Origin of the sequence: Psychrobacillus sp. NPDC093200, from assembly GCF_050280345.1 — a bacterium.
GTDB classification, from domain to species: Bacteria; Bacillota; Bacilli; order Bacillales_A; family Planococcaceae; genus Psychrobacillus; species Psychrobacillus faecigallinarum.
Map to the genome: position 1 here is coordinate 983,021 of NZ_JBNNVC010000001.1, position 16,328 is coordinate 999,348.

The following is a 16,328-nucleotide window of genomic DNA, read 5'->3' on the forward strand; positions in this document are numbered from 1 at the left end:
ATCTATACTCATTTTTAATCGTTTGAAAATAGATTTGTAAATTTAATGGAAGTTGTTAATCTTTTATTATTGTTTTTTTTTTGAATTGATTTTGTTAAAAGATAATATAGATAATTAGTGTTTAAAGGTCGAAAATAAATGAAAAAAAGAAGTACTTATTATCTCCTTAGAATATTATAATTCAGTTAAAGTTAGGTGTTGAGAGTAATTGCCTGAAAATCAAAGCATCAAAATCCCAGCACATCATAACATATATACTGGGTACTCAAATAGAGAGTTGAGAATTGACTTTTCGCTTCCTGAAAAAGGAACAAATGAGACTACTGGCATTGTAATACTAGCTCCAGGCTATGGGGGAAATATTGATTCAAGTGTGTATAAGAAGATGAGAGAAACATTTGCAGAAAAACATAATTTAGTTACAGTACAATGTGAGTATTTTGGCAGTGACTTTATGCAAAGTGCTTCATCCTTTAATTTAAAAAGTGATTTGGAACAGGTAATGATTTCCCTAACTCCTGAGGAAAGAGATTCTATAAAGAATAATACATCTAAACTATTAGATATATTATCAAATAAAACAATAAATCTCTCTGTAAAAGCAGATATAAAAGAAACAAATGATTACTTTAATGATATGGGCTATATGCAAGCAATTGATATTATTACCTCAATTGAAGCGATACGAATTATATTAAAAGACAATAATTTTATATTTAACGAAAAAAAAATAATAGGATATGGTCATTCTCATGGTGCTTATCTAATTCATTTAAGTAACCGTTTAGCACCTCATCTTTTTTCTCATATTATAGATAACTCTGCATGGATTGAACCAGTTTATTTAACTGCTAATCGCTATTTATTTCAGAAGTATGGGGAAATGATATTACAAATTGAATTTGATTACTTTGCAAAAGAAATTATAGAAGATAAACAATCACTTAATTTATTCACTGTGTATAATGACTTTAATAACGTGGCAAAAATTATTTCATTTCAAGGAAATAATGATAATTTAATTAACCATTTGGAAAAAGAAAAACTAATCAAAAGTATACCTGGGACAAAGTTTATTTTAGTTGATGAAAAAAGAGTAGATGGGCAAATATTTAAATCTAATAAACATGGATTAGATGCTGATTTTTTGACAATGTTTGACTGTGGAGTTAAAGAATTAGGAGTACATCTTAATGATATAGACCTATCAACTAAATATGAAATTACATTATCAAATACAATGATTCAGGTTGACTACTCTCGGGGACTTCCGATTTTTAATAGAAGGTTATTGTAGGAATTCATAAAAAAAGACTAGAAACCTTAAAATGGTTTCCTAGTCTTTTTTTTAACTAAATAATCTCAGTACATCATTAATATTCTGATTCGTATGCTTAATTAGCATTTCATCGCCCTTTTGGCGTATTCCTTGTTTAACAAATTCCATCATTTCATAAGCCAAATCTGGATCTCGAATAAGAGATTCTGACTTTTGAAGACTTGCCTCGGTATTCGACACGTTATCCTTATGGTGAGTTAGTGCTTCGTAGTCTGCTCCAGTATTTGCAAGGTGACTAGAAATAATACCTTGGGCTTTATCCACGTTTGTTATTAAATCCTCTGCTTTTTCGCGTGTAGAAAGCTCAGCGATTGCTATACCTAAAGAAGCCGTACTCACATTTACTGTATCAATACGAAGTGCCTGTCCAGTGTTAGCACCCACGTGTATGTACAATGGTCGGACGTCACCGAGAATACTTTGAGTGTTAAACTCCATTTTGTCGGCAGTATCATCAATTGATTGGAGAAGCTGGTCTAATTCCTTTTGGGCTGCTCCTCTGTCTTCATCTGAAACAGTATCAGTAGATGTTTGTACTGCTAATTCCCTTATCCGCTGTAAGACACCGCTAACATGTTGAAGACCCGCATCCGTTGTCTCAAGTACAGAAAGCCCATCCTGCATATTAAGCTGAGCCCTTGCAAGTCCACGAATTTGCCCACGCATTGTTTCCGAGATGGACAAACCTGAAGCATTATCTGCAGCACGAGTCAATTTGTCGCCACCTGAAAGTTTTTCTAGTGTTCTAGTTATTGCATTGTCATTTTTCTGATAACGATTGATAGAGAAGGCTATCCCTGCCTGGTTTTGTATTTTCAATTCATTCACCTCCATGTGAATTATTTTACTACTCTATTATTATCGTCAGTTTAAATGGAAATTTTGCTAACAACTGAAAATTAATATTAAATTGCCGATAATGAATATAAGAACATTGTTAGCATAGGGGGAGAGCCTAGTATGCGTCTATCAGCACAGGCACAGTCAAAAGATGTTGCAATTACATCTCAGCTAAAAAAAGAAGTAGTGGGAGATATAACAAAATCAAATGTAACAGAAAATTCTCTAAGACAAATTATGCAAGCTGAACAAAAAGCAAATGAAAAGGAATTAATTCCAAAAGAAAAAGTACAAAAGGCAATAGATGCATTAAATGAGTTTATGACTATCCAAAACAGAAACTCAAAATTTGTTATGCATGATGGTTTAGATCGCTACTATGTAGAAGTTATAGACGCAGAGACGGAAGAGGTAATAAGAGAAGTTCCACCTCGAAAGCTATTGGATGCATTTTACACGATGCAAAAATTTTTAGGCATGATAATTGACGAAAAAATTTAGGGGGTTATTAAATGGCAGGTTTAAGAGTTGGTGGATTAGCATCGGGAATGGATATTGATCAAATTGTTGGAGATTTGATGAAAGCCGAAAGAATACCATTAGATAAATTATTTCAAAAGAAAACAACAACGGAATGGCAAAGAGATTCTTATCGTTCTATAAATACAAAATTAAAAACTTTTAGTGATTACTTACTTGATAATTTCACATTGTCCAGAAACTTTAACAAAAAAACTGTACAAAGCTCTAATTCAAGTCTAGTAACTGCAACTGCAAATTCCTCTGCTTCAAGTGCTTTATCTCTTGAAGGGGTATCCCAATTGGCTACTGCAGCGAGACAGATTGGAAATACTATTTCTACTACAAGCGGGGGAACAGTATCTGGTACTACTCAAATGAGCGAGCTTGGTGTTGGGGATACGACAATTTCTTTGAAGGCTATCCAAGCAGATGGCAATCTTGCAGCAAAAGCAACAGAGATAGAAATAAGTTCTACGGATACTATTGCTCAAGTAGTATCTAAAATAAATAATAGTAATGCGGGAGTATCAGCATTATTTGAGAATGGTAAGCTATCTATTACTGCAAAAAATACAGGTGATGTAAAGGGCGGAGCTGAAGTCCAAGTAGTTGCAGGGAATGATGTATTTTCAAAATTAGGCATGGCAGATTCAACTAATTTAGCATCTGGAGGAACTAATGCTGTTTTCCAAGTGAACGGTATTACAACGGAAAGATCTTCTAACACTTTCAATATCTCAGGATATACAGTGACATTAAATTCTACATTTAATGTTAAAAATACTTTGCAAGAACAAGTGGCACGATTAGAAATAGCAAAAAATCAAGCCGCTCAAGATGTGGTGAATGCAGAAAACTCCGAAACAGCTGCGTTGGAGGCTCAACGTGTCGCCAATGCAAACTATACATCTACTTATGAGAATTTATCTTCTAGTTTGCAAACAACCTATACAGATTTTGTTAGTGGAAATTCTAATGTTAAAAATACTTTAGCAAATTTAAGTGAAGAAAATTTCGAAAAATATAAAGCACTTGCTTCTACTTCAGATGAAGATATAGATGGTTCTGATCTAACTGCTGAGCAAAAAAAAATGCTGAAAAATTTATCAGCTGATGAGAGAAAAAATTTACAGGAAATGAGCACAGGAGATTTTACTGCTTTAAAAAATGTAGCTGAAAAGGATATTCAAGCGGAAATAGCAACTTTGACCGCAACGAATGCAACAAATGATCTAGCAGCAAAAGAACTGAAAAGTACTCAGTTGAATGATGATTATAATGATGCTGTTGCTAAAAATAATGCTACATCACCTGATACAACTGTAGCTCCTGTTCAACTTACAGCTAGTGCTGATATAGACTCCATGGTAGATAAAGTAAAAGAGTTTGTTGCAAAGTATAACGAATTAATTACTGGAATGAATGATTCTTTAAAAGAAAAGAAATATCGTGATTATCCTCCATTAACAGATGAACAGCGCAAAGATATGTCTGATAAAGAGCAAGAATTATGGGATGAAAAAGCTAAAAGTGGACTTCTTCGTAGTGATTCCATAGTTAGCAGCGGTTTATCTAGTATGCGTAATGCAATTTATGGTAGAGTAGATGGTATAGGTGACGATTTAATTGATACTCTTGCTGAAATGGGGATTACTACTTCTAGTGTTTACTCAGATGGTGGTAAACTAGTAATTAGTGAGGATAAACTACGAAAAGCAATAACAGACAATCCTGATAAAGTGGTACAAACTTTAACTCAATCAGGAGAAAAAACTGCAACAGGAGACACTCGTGGTATTGTCAATAGACTTCGTGATTCTATGAAGGAATTAACTGCCAAAATTGAATCTAAGGCAGGGAAGGCTAGCGCCACTGATCAACAATATACTCTTGGTAAAAGCTTAATTGACATGAATACTCGTATTTCTAACTTCCAACGCAGATTAGAAGATATAGAAACTCGTTACTGGAAACAGTTCACTGCAATGGAGCAGGCAATTAGCAAAGCCAATTCACAATCAGGTTATCTATCACAATTCGGCCAAAGCTAAATATAATTATGTTTTTCAACAAAAGGAGTTGTAAGATTTGTCAGCACAATCGGTCCACCAAGCTTATAAAAATAATAGTGTGAGTACTGCATCGCCAGGTGAGTTGACTTTGATGTTATACAATGGTTGTTTAAAATTTTTAGGTAAAGCAAAAATTGCGATAGCAGAAAAGAATATTCAAGAAAAAAATACAAACTTGCAGAAGGCACAGAAAATTATTCAAGAGCTTATGATGACCTTAAATATGGATATTGAAGTTTCTAAGTCAATGATGCAAATGTATGAATATATGAACCATCGCTTAATTGAAGCAAATATGAAGAATGACACTGCTATTATTGAGGAAGTGGAAGCATATGTCCTTGATTTCCGCGACACATGGAAGCAAGTCATTCAATTGAATCGTCAAAAGCAATTTACTACTGGCGGACAAGCGTGATGGCTAGTGTCGACCAATTTTTAGCGGTCTCTGAAGAGCTATACAGCCATCTTTTAAAAACACCATCTGATGATGAGCGTACAGAATTTATTGAAAAAATTAATGAGTTATTGGATGCTCGTGAAATGGCATTACAATCCTTAGATCTTGAACAAATATCCAAGCTATCAGTTTATGGCAAATTAATAGAGTTAGATCATGGGATAAATAAACAGCTAACTACTGTGATGGCTCTTGTTAAGAAAGATATTAAGGAGCTTCAGCAAAAGAAACGCCATGAAGGTTCTTACACTAATCCTTATGCGGCTACTCAAATGATCGATGGTATGTATTTTGATAATAAAAAATAATACAAAAAACGACTTTCGCTATGAAAGTCGTTTTTCTTTTTCTCTTAAAAACTATACTCCTTCAACAATCCCTCCAGCTTCAATGCCAATCCAATACTCCCGTCAACCTTCAGCTTCCCAAACATAAATGCAGAAGTGCTATTTAAATCCCCATTAATGAGCTTTACAAAATCCTTTGAGCTTAATGTAAGGGTGCAATCAGCTTTTGTGCTAGTATCATCCGTTACATATGCTCGACCGTCAGATAGGACTAGCTGTTTGACGGATGGTTCGTCGCCGGTTAGGTGGAATTCGTAACGGACGTTTTGGTTTTGGATTGGAGTTGGGTGGTTATTCATTGTGTTTTCGATTTGGTTCCAGGTTTCGTTCATGTATCATGTCCCCTTTGTATTTACTGAATGGTTATTCATTAATTATCATGCCATATTTTCTGATAATTTACGAGCATTTATTTCCCAGGTAATATTTTGTTGAAAGTTGTGGATGTTACCAAAGTTTTACCGATATAAAAAGAAAGGGGGTTTAAAGTATGAGAAAGAAAGTGCTGATTATAGCATTTATACTGTTTTTTATTACAGAAACTGCAAGTGCTAGTACGCTTTATGAAGTGAAAAAAGGCGATTCGCTTACTAAAATTGCTAAATTACATAATGTAACAGTCGCTGATTTACGTACTTGGAACAAGCTGACAAAGGATAATATTTTTATTAAGCAAAAGCTTGTCGTTCAAAAGCCGGCAACTGTTAAGGGGACAACGAATACAACGCCAGTTAAAACAGCTCCTGTAGTAACAGCACCTGTAAAAAATGAGTTGGTTGTCTCACCGGCTCCTGTTATTACAGTACCTAGCAATGTATCTGGAGAAGGTTATGCTTATTACCCATTGATCATTGATTTTGCTAAACGCCTGGAGGGCATTCCTTATTTGTATGCTGGTAATACGATGGCTGGATTTGATTGTAGTGGGTTTATTTATTTCCTACATACGCAAGCTGGTATGAAAATCGAACGTAAGAGTAGCGAGTCCTACTATTTAGAAAGTATTGTGGTGACTAACCCGATTCCTGGAGATTTAGTGTTCTTCCAAAACACGTATAAAGAAGGAATTTCTCATATGGGGATCTATCTTGGAGACAATCAATTTGTCCATGCAGGATCTAAGGGAGTAGAGATCACAAAGCTAGATAATGTGTATTGGAAAGAGCATTTTGTATCCTTTAACCGTTTTGTTCAAAAGTAAATAATCAGACAGGAGATATATTATGAAGTGGACAATTACAAAGAAAATGTGGTTGGGCTTCTCCGCAATTATCCTATTGATGATTGTTGTTTCTTTTTTCAGTAGCTTAGCAGGCAAGGAAACAAATAAACAGTATAGAGAGATTCTTGAGGTGGATAGCGTAAATGTGAGGCTTATCCAGGAAATCAAAATGTCTCAAAATGAAACTACAGAAAATCTTTATGATTTTTTATTAACGAAAATGGATGCTTCTCGAAAGGGAGTCAGCTCGCATCTGGAGACCACTGGGACGCTGATGGAAGAGCTCAAACAGGGGATAAATTCAAAGGAGTCTCTTCCTTTCATCGAGGACTATGAAAGAAAGTACGTAATGTTTGTAGAGGCTAATGAAAAGCTCATCTCTAACCAAATTCTTGTTGACCCGACTCAAATAAATACGTTAACGAAAGATGTAAAAACTATTAATGACAATATGGTATCTATATTAAACAAGATAGAGGAACAACTTCAAAATGATATGGCTGTAACAGTTAATGAGCTGCAGGACTACGAGCGTGGTGCGAACATTTTCATCATGGCTATTACGATTGTAGGGGCTATCCTTGGGGCAATTATTGCATTTTACATAGGCAGAAGTATTGCACGTCCAATTAAGCGTGTTACCTTAGGTCTTACAGAAATTGCAGGAGGCAACTTGCATGTAGAGCCAATTCATATTAAGAACAAGGATGAAGCAGGCGAAATGGCAGCAGCATTTAACATAATGTCAGAGGATCTTCGTACAATTGTTTCCAACGTCCAAGACACCTCTATGCAACTAGCAGCAAATGCGGAGGAACTATCAGCCATTGCAGAAGAAAGTCTTGCTAGCTCTCAATTAGTAGCAAGCTCGGCACATGAGCAAATGACTAGCAGTGAGCAACAAGTAGAACATATGACCACTTCGATGGCAGGCATGTCTGAGCTATCTCAAGGCGTTAGTGACATTGCAGCAAGTAATGGGGAAATGTTGAACTCCGCAGAAAATGTAGGACACCTAGTGAAGCAGGGTTCTGATGTAATAGCGGCTGTGGCCACTCAGATGAATATGATTCATAATACGTTCAATGAAACGGCAAATAATATGAGAGATATGGAGAAGCACTCACATGATATTCAGGGAATCACTTCTCTCATTACAGAAATTTCAGAGCAAACCAATTTACTAGCATTGAATGCGGCTATTGAGGCTGCCCGGGCTGGAGAGTATGGCAAAGGCTTTGCGGTCGTTGCAGACGAGGTAAGAAAGCTAGCGGAGCAGTCGAAAGATGCAGCATCTGAAATTGCTAAAATGATTGAATTGATTCAGGGAGCATCTGGTACTGCGGTAGAGGCTATTACAACTGGGGAGAACAAGATCAAAGAGGGCATGAACAAAACAAACGAGTCTTTAGAGGTCTTCCAGCTTATTGAATCAGCGGTAGTGGAGGTAGGAGAGAAAGTAGAATCTGTTTCTACAGCAATTGAGCAAATTCAGGCAATTGCTCAATCGGTGTCAGATGGCTCCTTGGAGGTTCAAAGACTTGCTGAAATCGTTGCCCAAGGAGCAAATGACACAAGCTCCGCAACAGAGCAACAGCTTGCTTCTAACGAAGAAATTACCTCTAATGCCCAGTCTCTAGCAAACCTTGCTGAAACATTACAAAATAATGTAAGTCATTTTAAGATATAGGTAAAAGGGATCTATATTATGTTTCGTAGTATAGATCTTTTTTATTTTATTATGAATAAATATGTACATTTATCTATGTCTAAATACCTTAAAAAGAGTATAATTATAGAGGTGCATTTTTACTAGCGCTAAATATTTTAAAGGAAAAGGAGTTCCAAAATGAAATTGTCAATTTCAAAGAAAATGTGGTTCGGTTTTTCATTTGTTTTACTTTTATTAATTTTTATAAGTGTTATATCTATCTTTACTTCTTATGATGTTGCAGACAAATATAAATCTATTATTGATAAGGACATTGAAAAAATTAATCTAGTATCAGAAATTGAAGTAATTCAAAAAGATATGGCGACTGCTGTACTAGAATTCGTCATGTTCGGCTCGGAGGATGCTACCGATAAATTTGATGAGGAAATAGAAAAGGGTTCTATAGCAGCTCGTAAATTAATAGAGTCTGTTAAGGATGAAGAATCTTTAAAATTAATGAAAGACCTACAAACGGAGACAGTTCAACTGTTTGAATCAAATGATAAGATTATCTCATTGAAAAAAAGCAACCAGCCCTTTGATCAATATGCAGCTCAATCATCGGAATTAAATGAGAAGACATTAGTGATTTTAGGTGAATTAAAGCAAATTCAACAAGAAAATATGCAAAAAACTAGAGAAGACTTAGATACATATCAAACTAACGTTAATATAACTATTATTATTTTAGCCATTGCAAGTATTATTATTGGGGTTTTAGTATCACATTTCATTAGCAAAGGTATATCTAGCCCAATCCGCAAGGTTACAGAAGGCTTAGGAGAAATAGCGGATGGTAATCTGAATGTAGAGCCAATCGTTATAAAAAATAGAGACGAAGTTGGAGCAATGGCTTTAACATTCAACAAAATGACGAGCGATTTACAGCGTATCGTTTCCAATGTACGTGATTCTTCCATGCAGCTTGCTGCAAATGCGGAAGAACTTTCAGCAAGCTCAGAAGAAAGTTTAGCTTCCTCTCAAATGGTTGCAAAATCTGCAGAAGAACAAATGGCAGCGAGCGAGGAGCAAGTGAAGCATTTAGAAAGCTCTGTTAGATCTATGTCAGAAATGCAACAAGGTGTGGAAGATATTTCGCAAAACAATAACGAGATGCTTCAAGCAACTGATGGCGTGAAAAAATTAGTAACAAAAGGCTCTACAGTAGTATCTGGTGTAGCAAGTCAAATGAATACTATCCATGAAACATTCAAAGAAACAACAGAGATTATGAATAATATGGCTAAGCATTCCCATGAAATTCAATCGATTACTGCATTGATCACGGATATTTCAGAACAAACGAATTTACTAGCATTGAACGCTGCAATCGAGGCAGCTCGCGCTGGGGAATATGGTAAAGGCTTTGCGGTTGTAGCAGAAGAAGTTCGTAAGCTTGCAGAGCAATCAAAAAACTCTGCTTCCGAAATTGAATCTATGGTTAAATTGATTCAGTCTGCTTCAACAGAGGCTGTAAAGGCGATTACAACCGGTGGTGACAAAGTAGAGGACGGTCTGTCTAAAACTACTGAATCATTAGATGTTTTCAATGAAATTGAATCTAGTGTAGAAGCCGTAGCTGAAAAGGTTGAATCAGTTACTACTGCAATCGAGCAAATTAAAGAAATGGCTAGCTCAGTAACACATAATGCTCAACAGGTCCAAGGCTTGGCAAGTCATGCTGCAGATGGAGCAAGCGATACGAGCGCAGCAACTGAGCAACAATTAGCTGCAAACGAGGAAATTTCTACAAACGCTCAAACTTTAGCTACTCTTGCAGAAAAATTACAAAGTGAAGTAAGTCATTTTAAAATTTAATAAATAAAGTATTGGGTAGAGTCCACTTGTCTTAACTAAAAGACAGAAAAGCTTTAATCTCATGAGCGCTAAGGCATTGTCACATACTGTGGCAATGCCTTCTTTAATGATAGAGGAAGAGATTTATAAGTTTTCTTCAACCGAACAATTAGTGTAGTCTAGCAGGCTTAAATTTTAAATTCTATTTATCATGATAATTCCTCACCTAGTCACAATTAAAAGGAAAACTTTTTAGTATAATAAGGATAGGTGATCAACTATGTATTCATTCATTATGTATATGCACGTGATTAGCGCTATTCTTTCCGTAGGTCCATTCTTTGTATTGTTTCCATTACTGAATCGTATGAAAGGCAAAGCAGGAATAGAGTTAGATACACAGATAGAGGTATTTCAGGCAGCTATTCGAATTGTAAAGCATGCGGGACATGTCTTGGTTTTCTCTGGTATCCTGCTTATGTGGCAAGGGAATTGGCAATGGACGACTTCATGGGTAATAATGACAATTATTGTCATGGTAAGCTCTATCATCTTTTTAGCTAGAGCCTTTAAACCGAAAATTCGGCAGTTTTATGCTGGTGAGATGAATGTAGAGACACTTATTTCAAAGCTACGCTCCTCCGTATGGAAGTATATTTTCCTGCTAATGATTATGCTTTGGTTCATGGTTGCAAAACCAATCCTATGGTAAAAATTGTTTCTAAAGGATCTTGTTTAAGAATGCGTATCTTTTTCTAAAGAATTTCATCATGATTTAATATTTATGCCGTGAACCTTGTGTTCATGGTATTTTTTAGGCAAAAAAGTATTTAATTTCTTTAATGGGTAGGATAGTAGTTTCTCATTCTACAAGTCATCCATTATTTGTTGATTGAAGCGATATGCGGCGACTCCAGTGGGATGAGTGAGATAGATAAGACATCACAACCGACGCGTAAGCGACGGTGATGGCTTATCACTCACCCCGCGGAAAGCGTCCGCATAGAGCGAAAATCAAGATTTACATATATGTTTTTCATGTGAATTGCATCTATATGAGTATTCATATAACAGGCTAATTTATAAATTGATTTAATTTACACTATATTACTTCTTTACATATCTGATTGAAGCGCATGTGGCGACTCCAGCGGGATGAGTGAGAGAGATAAGACATCACAACCGGCGCGAAAGCGACGGTGATGGCTTATCACTCCCCCCGCGGAAAGCGTCCGCATAGAGCGAAAATCAGGGTTATTTTGTCATATCACTGCAAAATCAATCTAGTGATTCTCCTATAATATCTCTCGTCTAATTCTTGAAAATAATCCTTCCACCTTCCTTTTGTTCGCTTCAAAGACCAACATGCATATGCCTCCCACAATCATGTTATGTATAAATAAAATTAAAAATAATTTTTCTTTATTTAAAATGCGATATATCGCTATTGTAAGCGATTACAACATTTACGAATATTCAAAACTAACAGAAAATTTACCAAAATACTGTTGACGCAAGGATTTAAAGGCGTTATGATAGCTTCAATATATTAAATATTGCAAGAAAATTCACATAGTATTTAAAAATGAATTTCACGAATTTTGCACAGGTAAACGCGTTGAAGCGGTAAAGTATAGGGGCGATTTAAATGAGAAGTGACATGATAAAAAAAGGCGTAGATCGAGCTCCTCATCGTAGCTTACTTTATGCTACGGGAGTAAAAACAAGAGATTTAGATAAACCATTTATTGGTGTATGTAACTCCTATATCGATATTATTCCTGGCCATATGCATTTAAATAAATTTGCAGAGGTTGTAAAGGAGGCGATTCGTGAGGCAGGTGGAATTCCATTCGAATTCAACACAATCGGTGTAGACGATGGAATTGCAATGGGACATATCGGAATGCGATATTCACTTCCGAGTCGTGAGTTGATAGCAGACTCAGCGGAAACCGTTATTAATGCTCACTGGTTTGACGGTGTCTTCTACATTCCAAACTGTGACAAGATTACTCCAGGAATGCTAATGGCAGCAGTCAGAACGAACGTCCCATCCGTATTTGTGTCAGGCGGTCCTATGGAGGCAGGTGTATCTGCTGATGGAAAGCAGCTTTCCTTAACCTCCGTATTTGAAGGTGTGGGATCTTATAAATCTGGTTCAATGACTGCAGAGCAGCTCTTAGATATCGAACAAAATGCATGTCCAACATGCGGCTCCTGCTCAGGGATGTTCACAGCAAACTCGATGAACTCTCTAATGGAAATGCTAGGAGTAACTTTACCAGGTAACGGAACGATTGTTGCTACATCAGACGAGAGACACCAGCTCATTCGAGAAGCTGCAAAGCATCTTGTAAGAATGGTTAAAGAAGATGTAAAGCCTAGAGACTTAATCACGAAAGAAACAATTGATGATGCTTTTGCGCTAGATATGGCAATGGGTGGATCAACTAACACTGTATTACATACATTAGCTATCGCTCACGAGGCAGAAATTGAATATAACGTAAATGAAATTAATGAAGTAGCTAAAAGAATTCCATATTTATCAAAAATCATGCCAGCATCTGATTACTCCATGCATGATGTTCACTTAGCAGGAGGAGTCAGTGCCATTATAAAGGAACTTTGTGAAATACCTGGAGCGGTTCACCCAGATCGTTTGACGATTACCGGTAAGTCACTCTATGAAAACGTAAAAGATTGTGAGATTAAGAACGAGCAAGTAATTAGAAGAAAAGAAAATCCTTATAGTCCTGTAGGTGGATTATCTGTACTGTTTGGAAACATTGCTCCTGAGGGTGGTGTGATAAAGGTTGGCGCTGTGGACCCTTCTATTAAGGAGTTTACGGGCGAGGCAATTGTCTTTGATTCACAGGAGGCTTCACAGGAAGCAATTGACAATGGAACTGTTAAGGCAGGTCATGTAGTAGTAATTCGCTACGAGGGACCAAGAGGTGGTCCTGGTATGCCAGAAATGCTTGCTCCGACATCAGCGATACAAGGTCGAGGATTAGGAACAAAGGTAGCACTCATCACAGATGGAAGATTTTCAGGTGCTTCTAGAGGAATTTCCATCGGACATATCTCACCAGAGGCGGCTGATGGAGGGCCGATTGCTTTAGTAGAGAATGGCGATATTATCGCTATTGATCTTATAAATAGAACGATAGAGCTGCAGGTTAGTGAAGAAGAACTCGCTAGCAGAAGAGCAGAGCTTCCACCGTTCGAACCAAAGATTAAAAAAGGATATTTAGCAAGGTATTCAAAACTCGTTACATCTGCAAGCACAGGTGGAGTCATGAAAATATAAATATTGCTGTAAATCATTGATGAGGTAAAAGTTAAAGGAATTTTGTATTCACAGAGAGCTGGTATAGCTGGGAGCCGGCAATACAACCTTTAACGACATCCCCTCGGAGTGAGGTGTTGAACGGGATTTCCCCCTTTAGATACTTCCGGGTGTAGTAAAAAGCTACTCTCGTTAAAAATGGACATTCGATGCTTAGTCGTATGTCTGCGAGGTAGCGGTTGCGCTGCGAACTAGGGTGGTACCATGAAAAGAATTTCATCCCTATACAAAAGAACTATGGTTTCTTTGTGTGGGAGGAAATTCTTTTCTTTTTATTTAGATGAGCTAGATGATTCATATCTAGCTTCTGGCCCCTGCCTTACGAGGGTGTCCTAGGTTTAAGAGTAACTGGACGATTGAGGAATAGGAGGAATGATGATGAAGTTTACTGTAGAAGCGGAACGTTTAAAAGAAGAACCTGCAACCAGTGTAGCTCTCAAGGAAATGAATGGTGCAGAAGTATTTATTGAGACACTGAAAAAGCATCAGGTGGAAGTAGTATTTGGTTATCCAGGTGGTGCGGTTTTACCGATTTATGATGCGCTTTATAAAAATCCGATTAAGCATATTCTGGCCCGGCATGAACAGGGTGCTATCCATGCGGCAGAAGGATATGCAAGGGTCTCCGGTAAAGTTGGAGTCGTGATTGCAACATCTGGCCCAGGTGCAACTAATGTAGTGACAGGAATTGCAGATGCAATGATGGACTCTATTCCTTTAGTTGTGTTTACTGGTCAGGTTGCTACAACAGTCATCGGAACAGATGCCTTTCAGGAGGCAGACATCATTGGTATTACTCAGCCAATTACGAAGCATAACTATCAAGTAAAAGATGTAGCAGATTTCCCAAGAATTATAAACGAAGCTTTTCACATTGCTTCCACAGGTCGTCCAGGACCAGTCGTTGTAGATATACCTAAAAATATGGCAACAGGTATTTTTGTCCCGAAGGAAGGGGCAACCGAAGCAGTAAACTTACCAGGCTATCAACCGACAACTACGCCGAACTTCCTGCAAATTCAAAAGGCGTCACAGGCGATTACAAACGCCAAACAGCCATTAATTCTAGCAGGCGCAGGAGTACTTTTTGCGAAAGCCAACGAGCAATTGAAAGAGCTAGCGGAAAAATATCAAATACCGATTACAAATACACTTCTAGGACTAGGAAGTATAGAAGGTACACACCCATTATTTTTAGGGATGGCTGGTATGCATGGTACATACACAGCAAACATGGCCATTCAAACATGCGACCTACTCATTAATGTGGGGGCAAGATTTGATGATCGCTTGACAGGGAACTTAAATTACTTTGCTCCTAATGCAAAAGTAATTCACATTGATATAGATCCCGCAGAAATCGGAAAAAACGTTCCAACAGAGATTCCAATTGTCGGTGATGCGAAAGAGGCTTTAGAGGCTTTATTGAACCAAAATGTACCTAATGGAAATACAGCAGCTTGGCTTGAGAGCTTGAAGGTCAACCAAGTGCAATATCCATTACATTACGATGCAAGTGGAGATCGAGGACTTCTTCCACAGCAAGTATTGGAATTAGTACAGGAGTACACGAATGGTGATGCCGTTGTAACAACAGACGTTGGGCAGCACCAAATGTGGACTGCACAATACTACAAATTCAGCCAGCCACATAATTGGGTAACGTCAGGTGGCCTAGGGACGATGGGCTTTGGATTTCCAGCGGCAATTGGGGCTCAAATTGCTAAGCCGGATGCAAAGGTTGTTTCCATTGTTGGAGATGCTGGCTTTCAGATGACGCTTCAGGAGCTGTCACTGCTACAAGAAATGCGTATACCAGTGAAGGTCATTATTTTAAACAATCAGGCACTCGGAATGGTTCGTCAGTGGCAGGAGACGTTCCACGGAGAAAGGTATTCTCAGTCATTAATCTCAGTTCAACCCGATTTCGTCAAGCTGGCTGCTGCCTATGATATTAAGGGATACAAGATTGAGACATACGAAGATGCAAAGGTTCAATTAAAAGAAGCATTAGCTTCGGATGAGCCAGTGCTCATCGATTGCCGAGTAGTACAAAAGGAAAGTGTTCTGCCAATGGTTGCCCCTGGCAGAGGATTACATGAAATGATTGGAGTGAAGCCAGAATGAAACGCATTATTACCGTAACGGTTATCAACCAAAGCGGTGTACTCAATCGGGTTACCGGTCTACTCATGAAGCGCCAATTCAACATAGAAAGTATTACGGTAGGACATACAGAGCAGCCTCAAATCTCTAAAATGACCTTCGTTGTAAATGTGGAGGATGAACAGAAGCTGGAGCAGCTGTTAAAGCAGCTACAAAAGCAGGTAGATGTCTTAAAAGTAAATGATATTACGGAAAAATCGATAGTAGTTAGGGAGCTCGCCTTAGTAAAGGTAGTATCTCCTCCGTCTGCAAGAGCAGAGATTAATAGCTTAGTAGAGCCTTTCAGAGCATCTACCATTGACACAGGAAAAAATGTTGTCACATTCCAGGTCACTGGAAACCCAGAGAAAATAGACGCTTTTATTGAGCTCGTCAAGCCTTATGGCATTAAAGAACTAACAAGAACAGGTGTGACTGCCTTTGTAAGAGAAACACAAAAGGTTACGAATGCACCTTATCTTTCTATATTGCAATAACAAAACAAACATTCTGAG

Annotated in this window: 14 protein-coding genes; 12 read left to right on the forward strand and 2 right to left on the reverse strand. The window is 37.5% G+C overall.

All coding sequences use genetic code 11. The features are described from left to right. Positions 1 to 208: 208 nt before the first annotated feature. Positions 209 to 1,297, forward strand: a complete 1,089-nt coding sequence (locus ACQKNZ_RS04795) for a DUF2920 family protein (RefSeq protein WP_427658393.1) — start codon at positions 209 to 211, stop codon at positions 1,295 to 1,297. 51 nt (positions 1,298 to 1,348) lie between these two features. Here the strand turns inward: ACQKNZ_RS04795 and ACQKNZ_RS04800 are convergent, their stop codons facing one another. After that, complete coding sequence (locus ACQKNZ_RS04800) at positions 1,349 to 2,167, reverse strand: flagellin (RefSeq protein ID WP_427658917.1); 819 nt, start codon at positions 2,165 to 2,167, stop codon at positions 1,349 to 1,351. Positions 2,168 to 2,299: 132 nt separating this feature from the next. Between ACQKNZ_RS04800 and ACQKNZ_RS04805 the strand changes: the two genes are divergently transcribed. The 4 genes from ACQKNZ_RS04805 to ACQKNZ_RS04820 are packed head-to-tail and all read left to right on the forward strand — an operon-like array spanning position 2,300 to position 5,541. After that, positions 2,300 to 2,680, forward strand: a complete 381-nt coding sequence (locus tag ACQKNZ_RS04805; protein ID WP_340862776.1) for a flagellar protein FlaG — start codon at positions 2,300 to 2,302, stop codon at positions 2,678 to 2,680. Positions 2,681 to 2,691: 11 nt separating this feature from the next. Continuing rightward, on the forward strand, positions 2,692 to 4,752 hold the full coding sequence (fliD, locus tag ACQKNZ_RS04810) for a flagellar filament capping protein FliD (protein WP_427658395.1): 2,061 nt from the start codon (positions 2,692 to 2,694) through the stop codon (positions 4,750 to 4,752). 37 nt (positions 4,753 to 4,789) lie between these two features. After that, complete coding sequence (gene fliS / locus ACQKNZ_RS04815) at positions 4,790 to 5,191, forward strand: flagellar export chaperone FliS (RefSeq protein ID WP_427658397.1); 402 nt, start codon at positions 4,790 to 4,792, stop codon at positions 5,189 to 5,191. Next, positions 5,131 to 5,541: a flagellar protein FliT gene (locus tag ACQKNZ_RS04820; RefSeq protein ID WP_342578183.1), complete on the forward strand. Its 411-nt coding sequence runs from the start codon at positions 5,131 to 5,133 to the stop codon at positions 5,539 to 5,541. Before fliS ends, ACQKNZ_RS04820 begins: the two co-directional genes overlap by 61 nt. A gap of 44 nt (positions 5,542 to 5,585) precedes the next feature. Here the strand turns inward: ACQKNZ_RS04820 and ACQKNZ_RS04825 are convergent, their stop codons facing one another. Beyond that, on the reverse strand, positions 5,586 to 5,912 hold the full coding sequence (locus ACQKNZ_RS04825; protein WP_427658399.1) for an SCP2 sterol-binding domain-containing protein: 327 nt from the start codon (positions 5,910 to 5,912) through the stop codon (positions 5,586 to 5,588). Between the two features lie 158 nt (positions 5,913 to 6,070). Here ACQKNZ_RS04825 and ACQKNZ_RS04830 point away from each other — a divergent pair, with 158 nt between their 5' ends. The 7 genes from ACQKNZ_RS04830 (at position 6,071) to ilvN (ending at position 16,310) form a co-directional block, all read left to right on the forward strand. Beyond that, positions 6,071 to 6,781 carry a C40 family peptidase gene (locus tag ACQKNZ_RS04830; protein ID WP_154311288.1) on the forward strand — a complete coding sequence of 237 codons (711 nt, stop codon included), beginning with the start codon at positions 6,071 to 6,073 and terminating at the stop codon, positions 6,779 to 6,781. A 22-nt stretch (positions 6,782 to 6,803) separates the two neighbouring features. Beyond that, a complete protein-coding gene (locus ACQKNZ_RS04835; RefSeq protein WP_427658401.1) occupies positions 6,804 to 8,492 on the forward strand; it encodes a methyl-accepting chemotaxis protein in 1,689 nt (562 codons plus the stop codon). 159 nt (positions 8,493 to 8,651) lie between these two features. Further along, the gene (locus tag ACQKNZ_RS04840; protein WP_154311286.1) at positions 8,652 to 10,334 is read left to right on the forward strand and encodes a methyl-accepting chemotaxis protein; all 1,683 of its coding nucleotides are present in this window, start codon (positions 8,652 to 8,654) and stop codon (positions 10,332 to 10,334) included. A 259-nt stretch (positions 10,335 to 10,593) separates the two neighbouring features. Beyond that, the gene (locus ACQKNZ_RS04845) at positions 10,594 to 11,025 is read left to right on the forward strand and encodes a hypothetical protein (protein ID WP_154311285.1); all 432 of its coding nucleotides are present in this window, start codon (positions 10,594 to 10,596) and stop codon (positions 11,023 to 11,025) included. Positions 11,026 to 11,961: 936 nt separating this feature from the next. Beyond that, the gene (ilvD, locus tag ACQKNZ_RS04850; protein WP_154311284.1) at positions 11,962 to 13,629 is read left to right on the forward strand and encodes a dihydroxy-acid dehydratase; all 1,668 of its coding nucleotides are present in this window, start codon (positions 11,962 to 11,964) and stop codon (positions 13,627 to 13,629) included. A 417-nt stretch (positions 13,630 to 14,046) separates the two neighbouring features. After that, positions 14,047 to 15,795: an acetolactate synthase large subunit gene (ilvB, locus tag ACQKNZ_RS04855; protein WP_427658404.1), complete on the forward strand. Its 1,749-nt coding sequence runs from the start codon at positions 14,047 to 14,049 to the stop codon at positions 15,793 to 15,795. Then, positions 15,792 to 16,310 (forward strand): acetolactate synthase small subunit, encoded by a 519-nt coding sequence (ilvN, locus tag ACQKNZ_RS04860; protein WP_191696489.1) that lies wholly within the window; start codon positions 15,792 to 15,794, stop codon positions 16,308 to 16,310. Before ilvB ends, ilvN begins: the two co-directional genes overlap by 4 nt. The last annotated feature ends 18 nt before the right edge of the window (positions 16,311 to 16,328 follow it).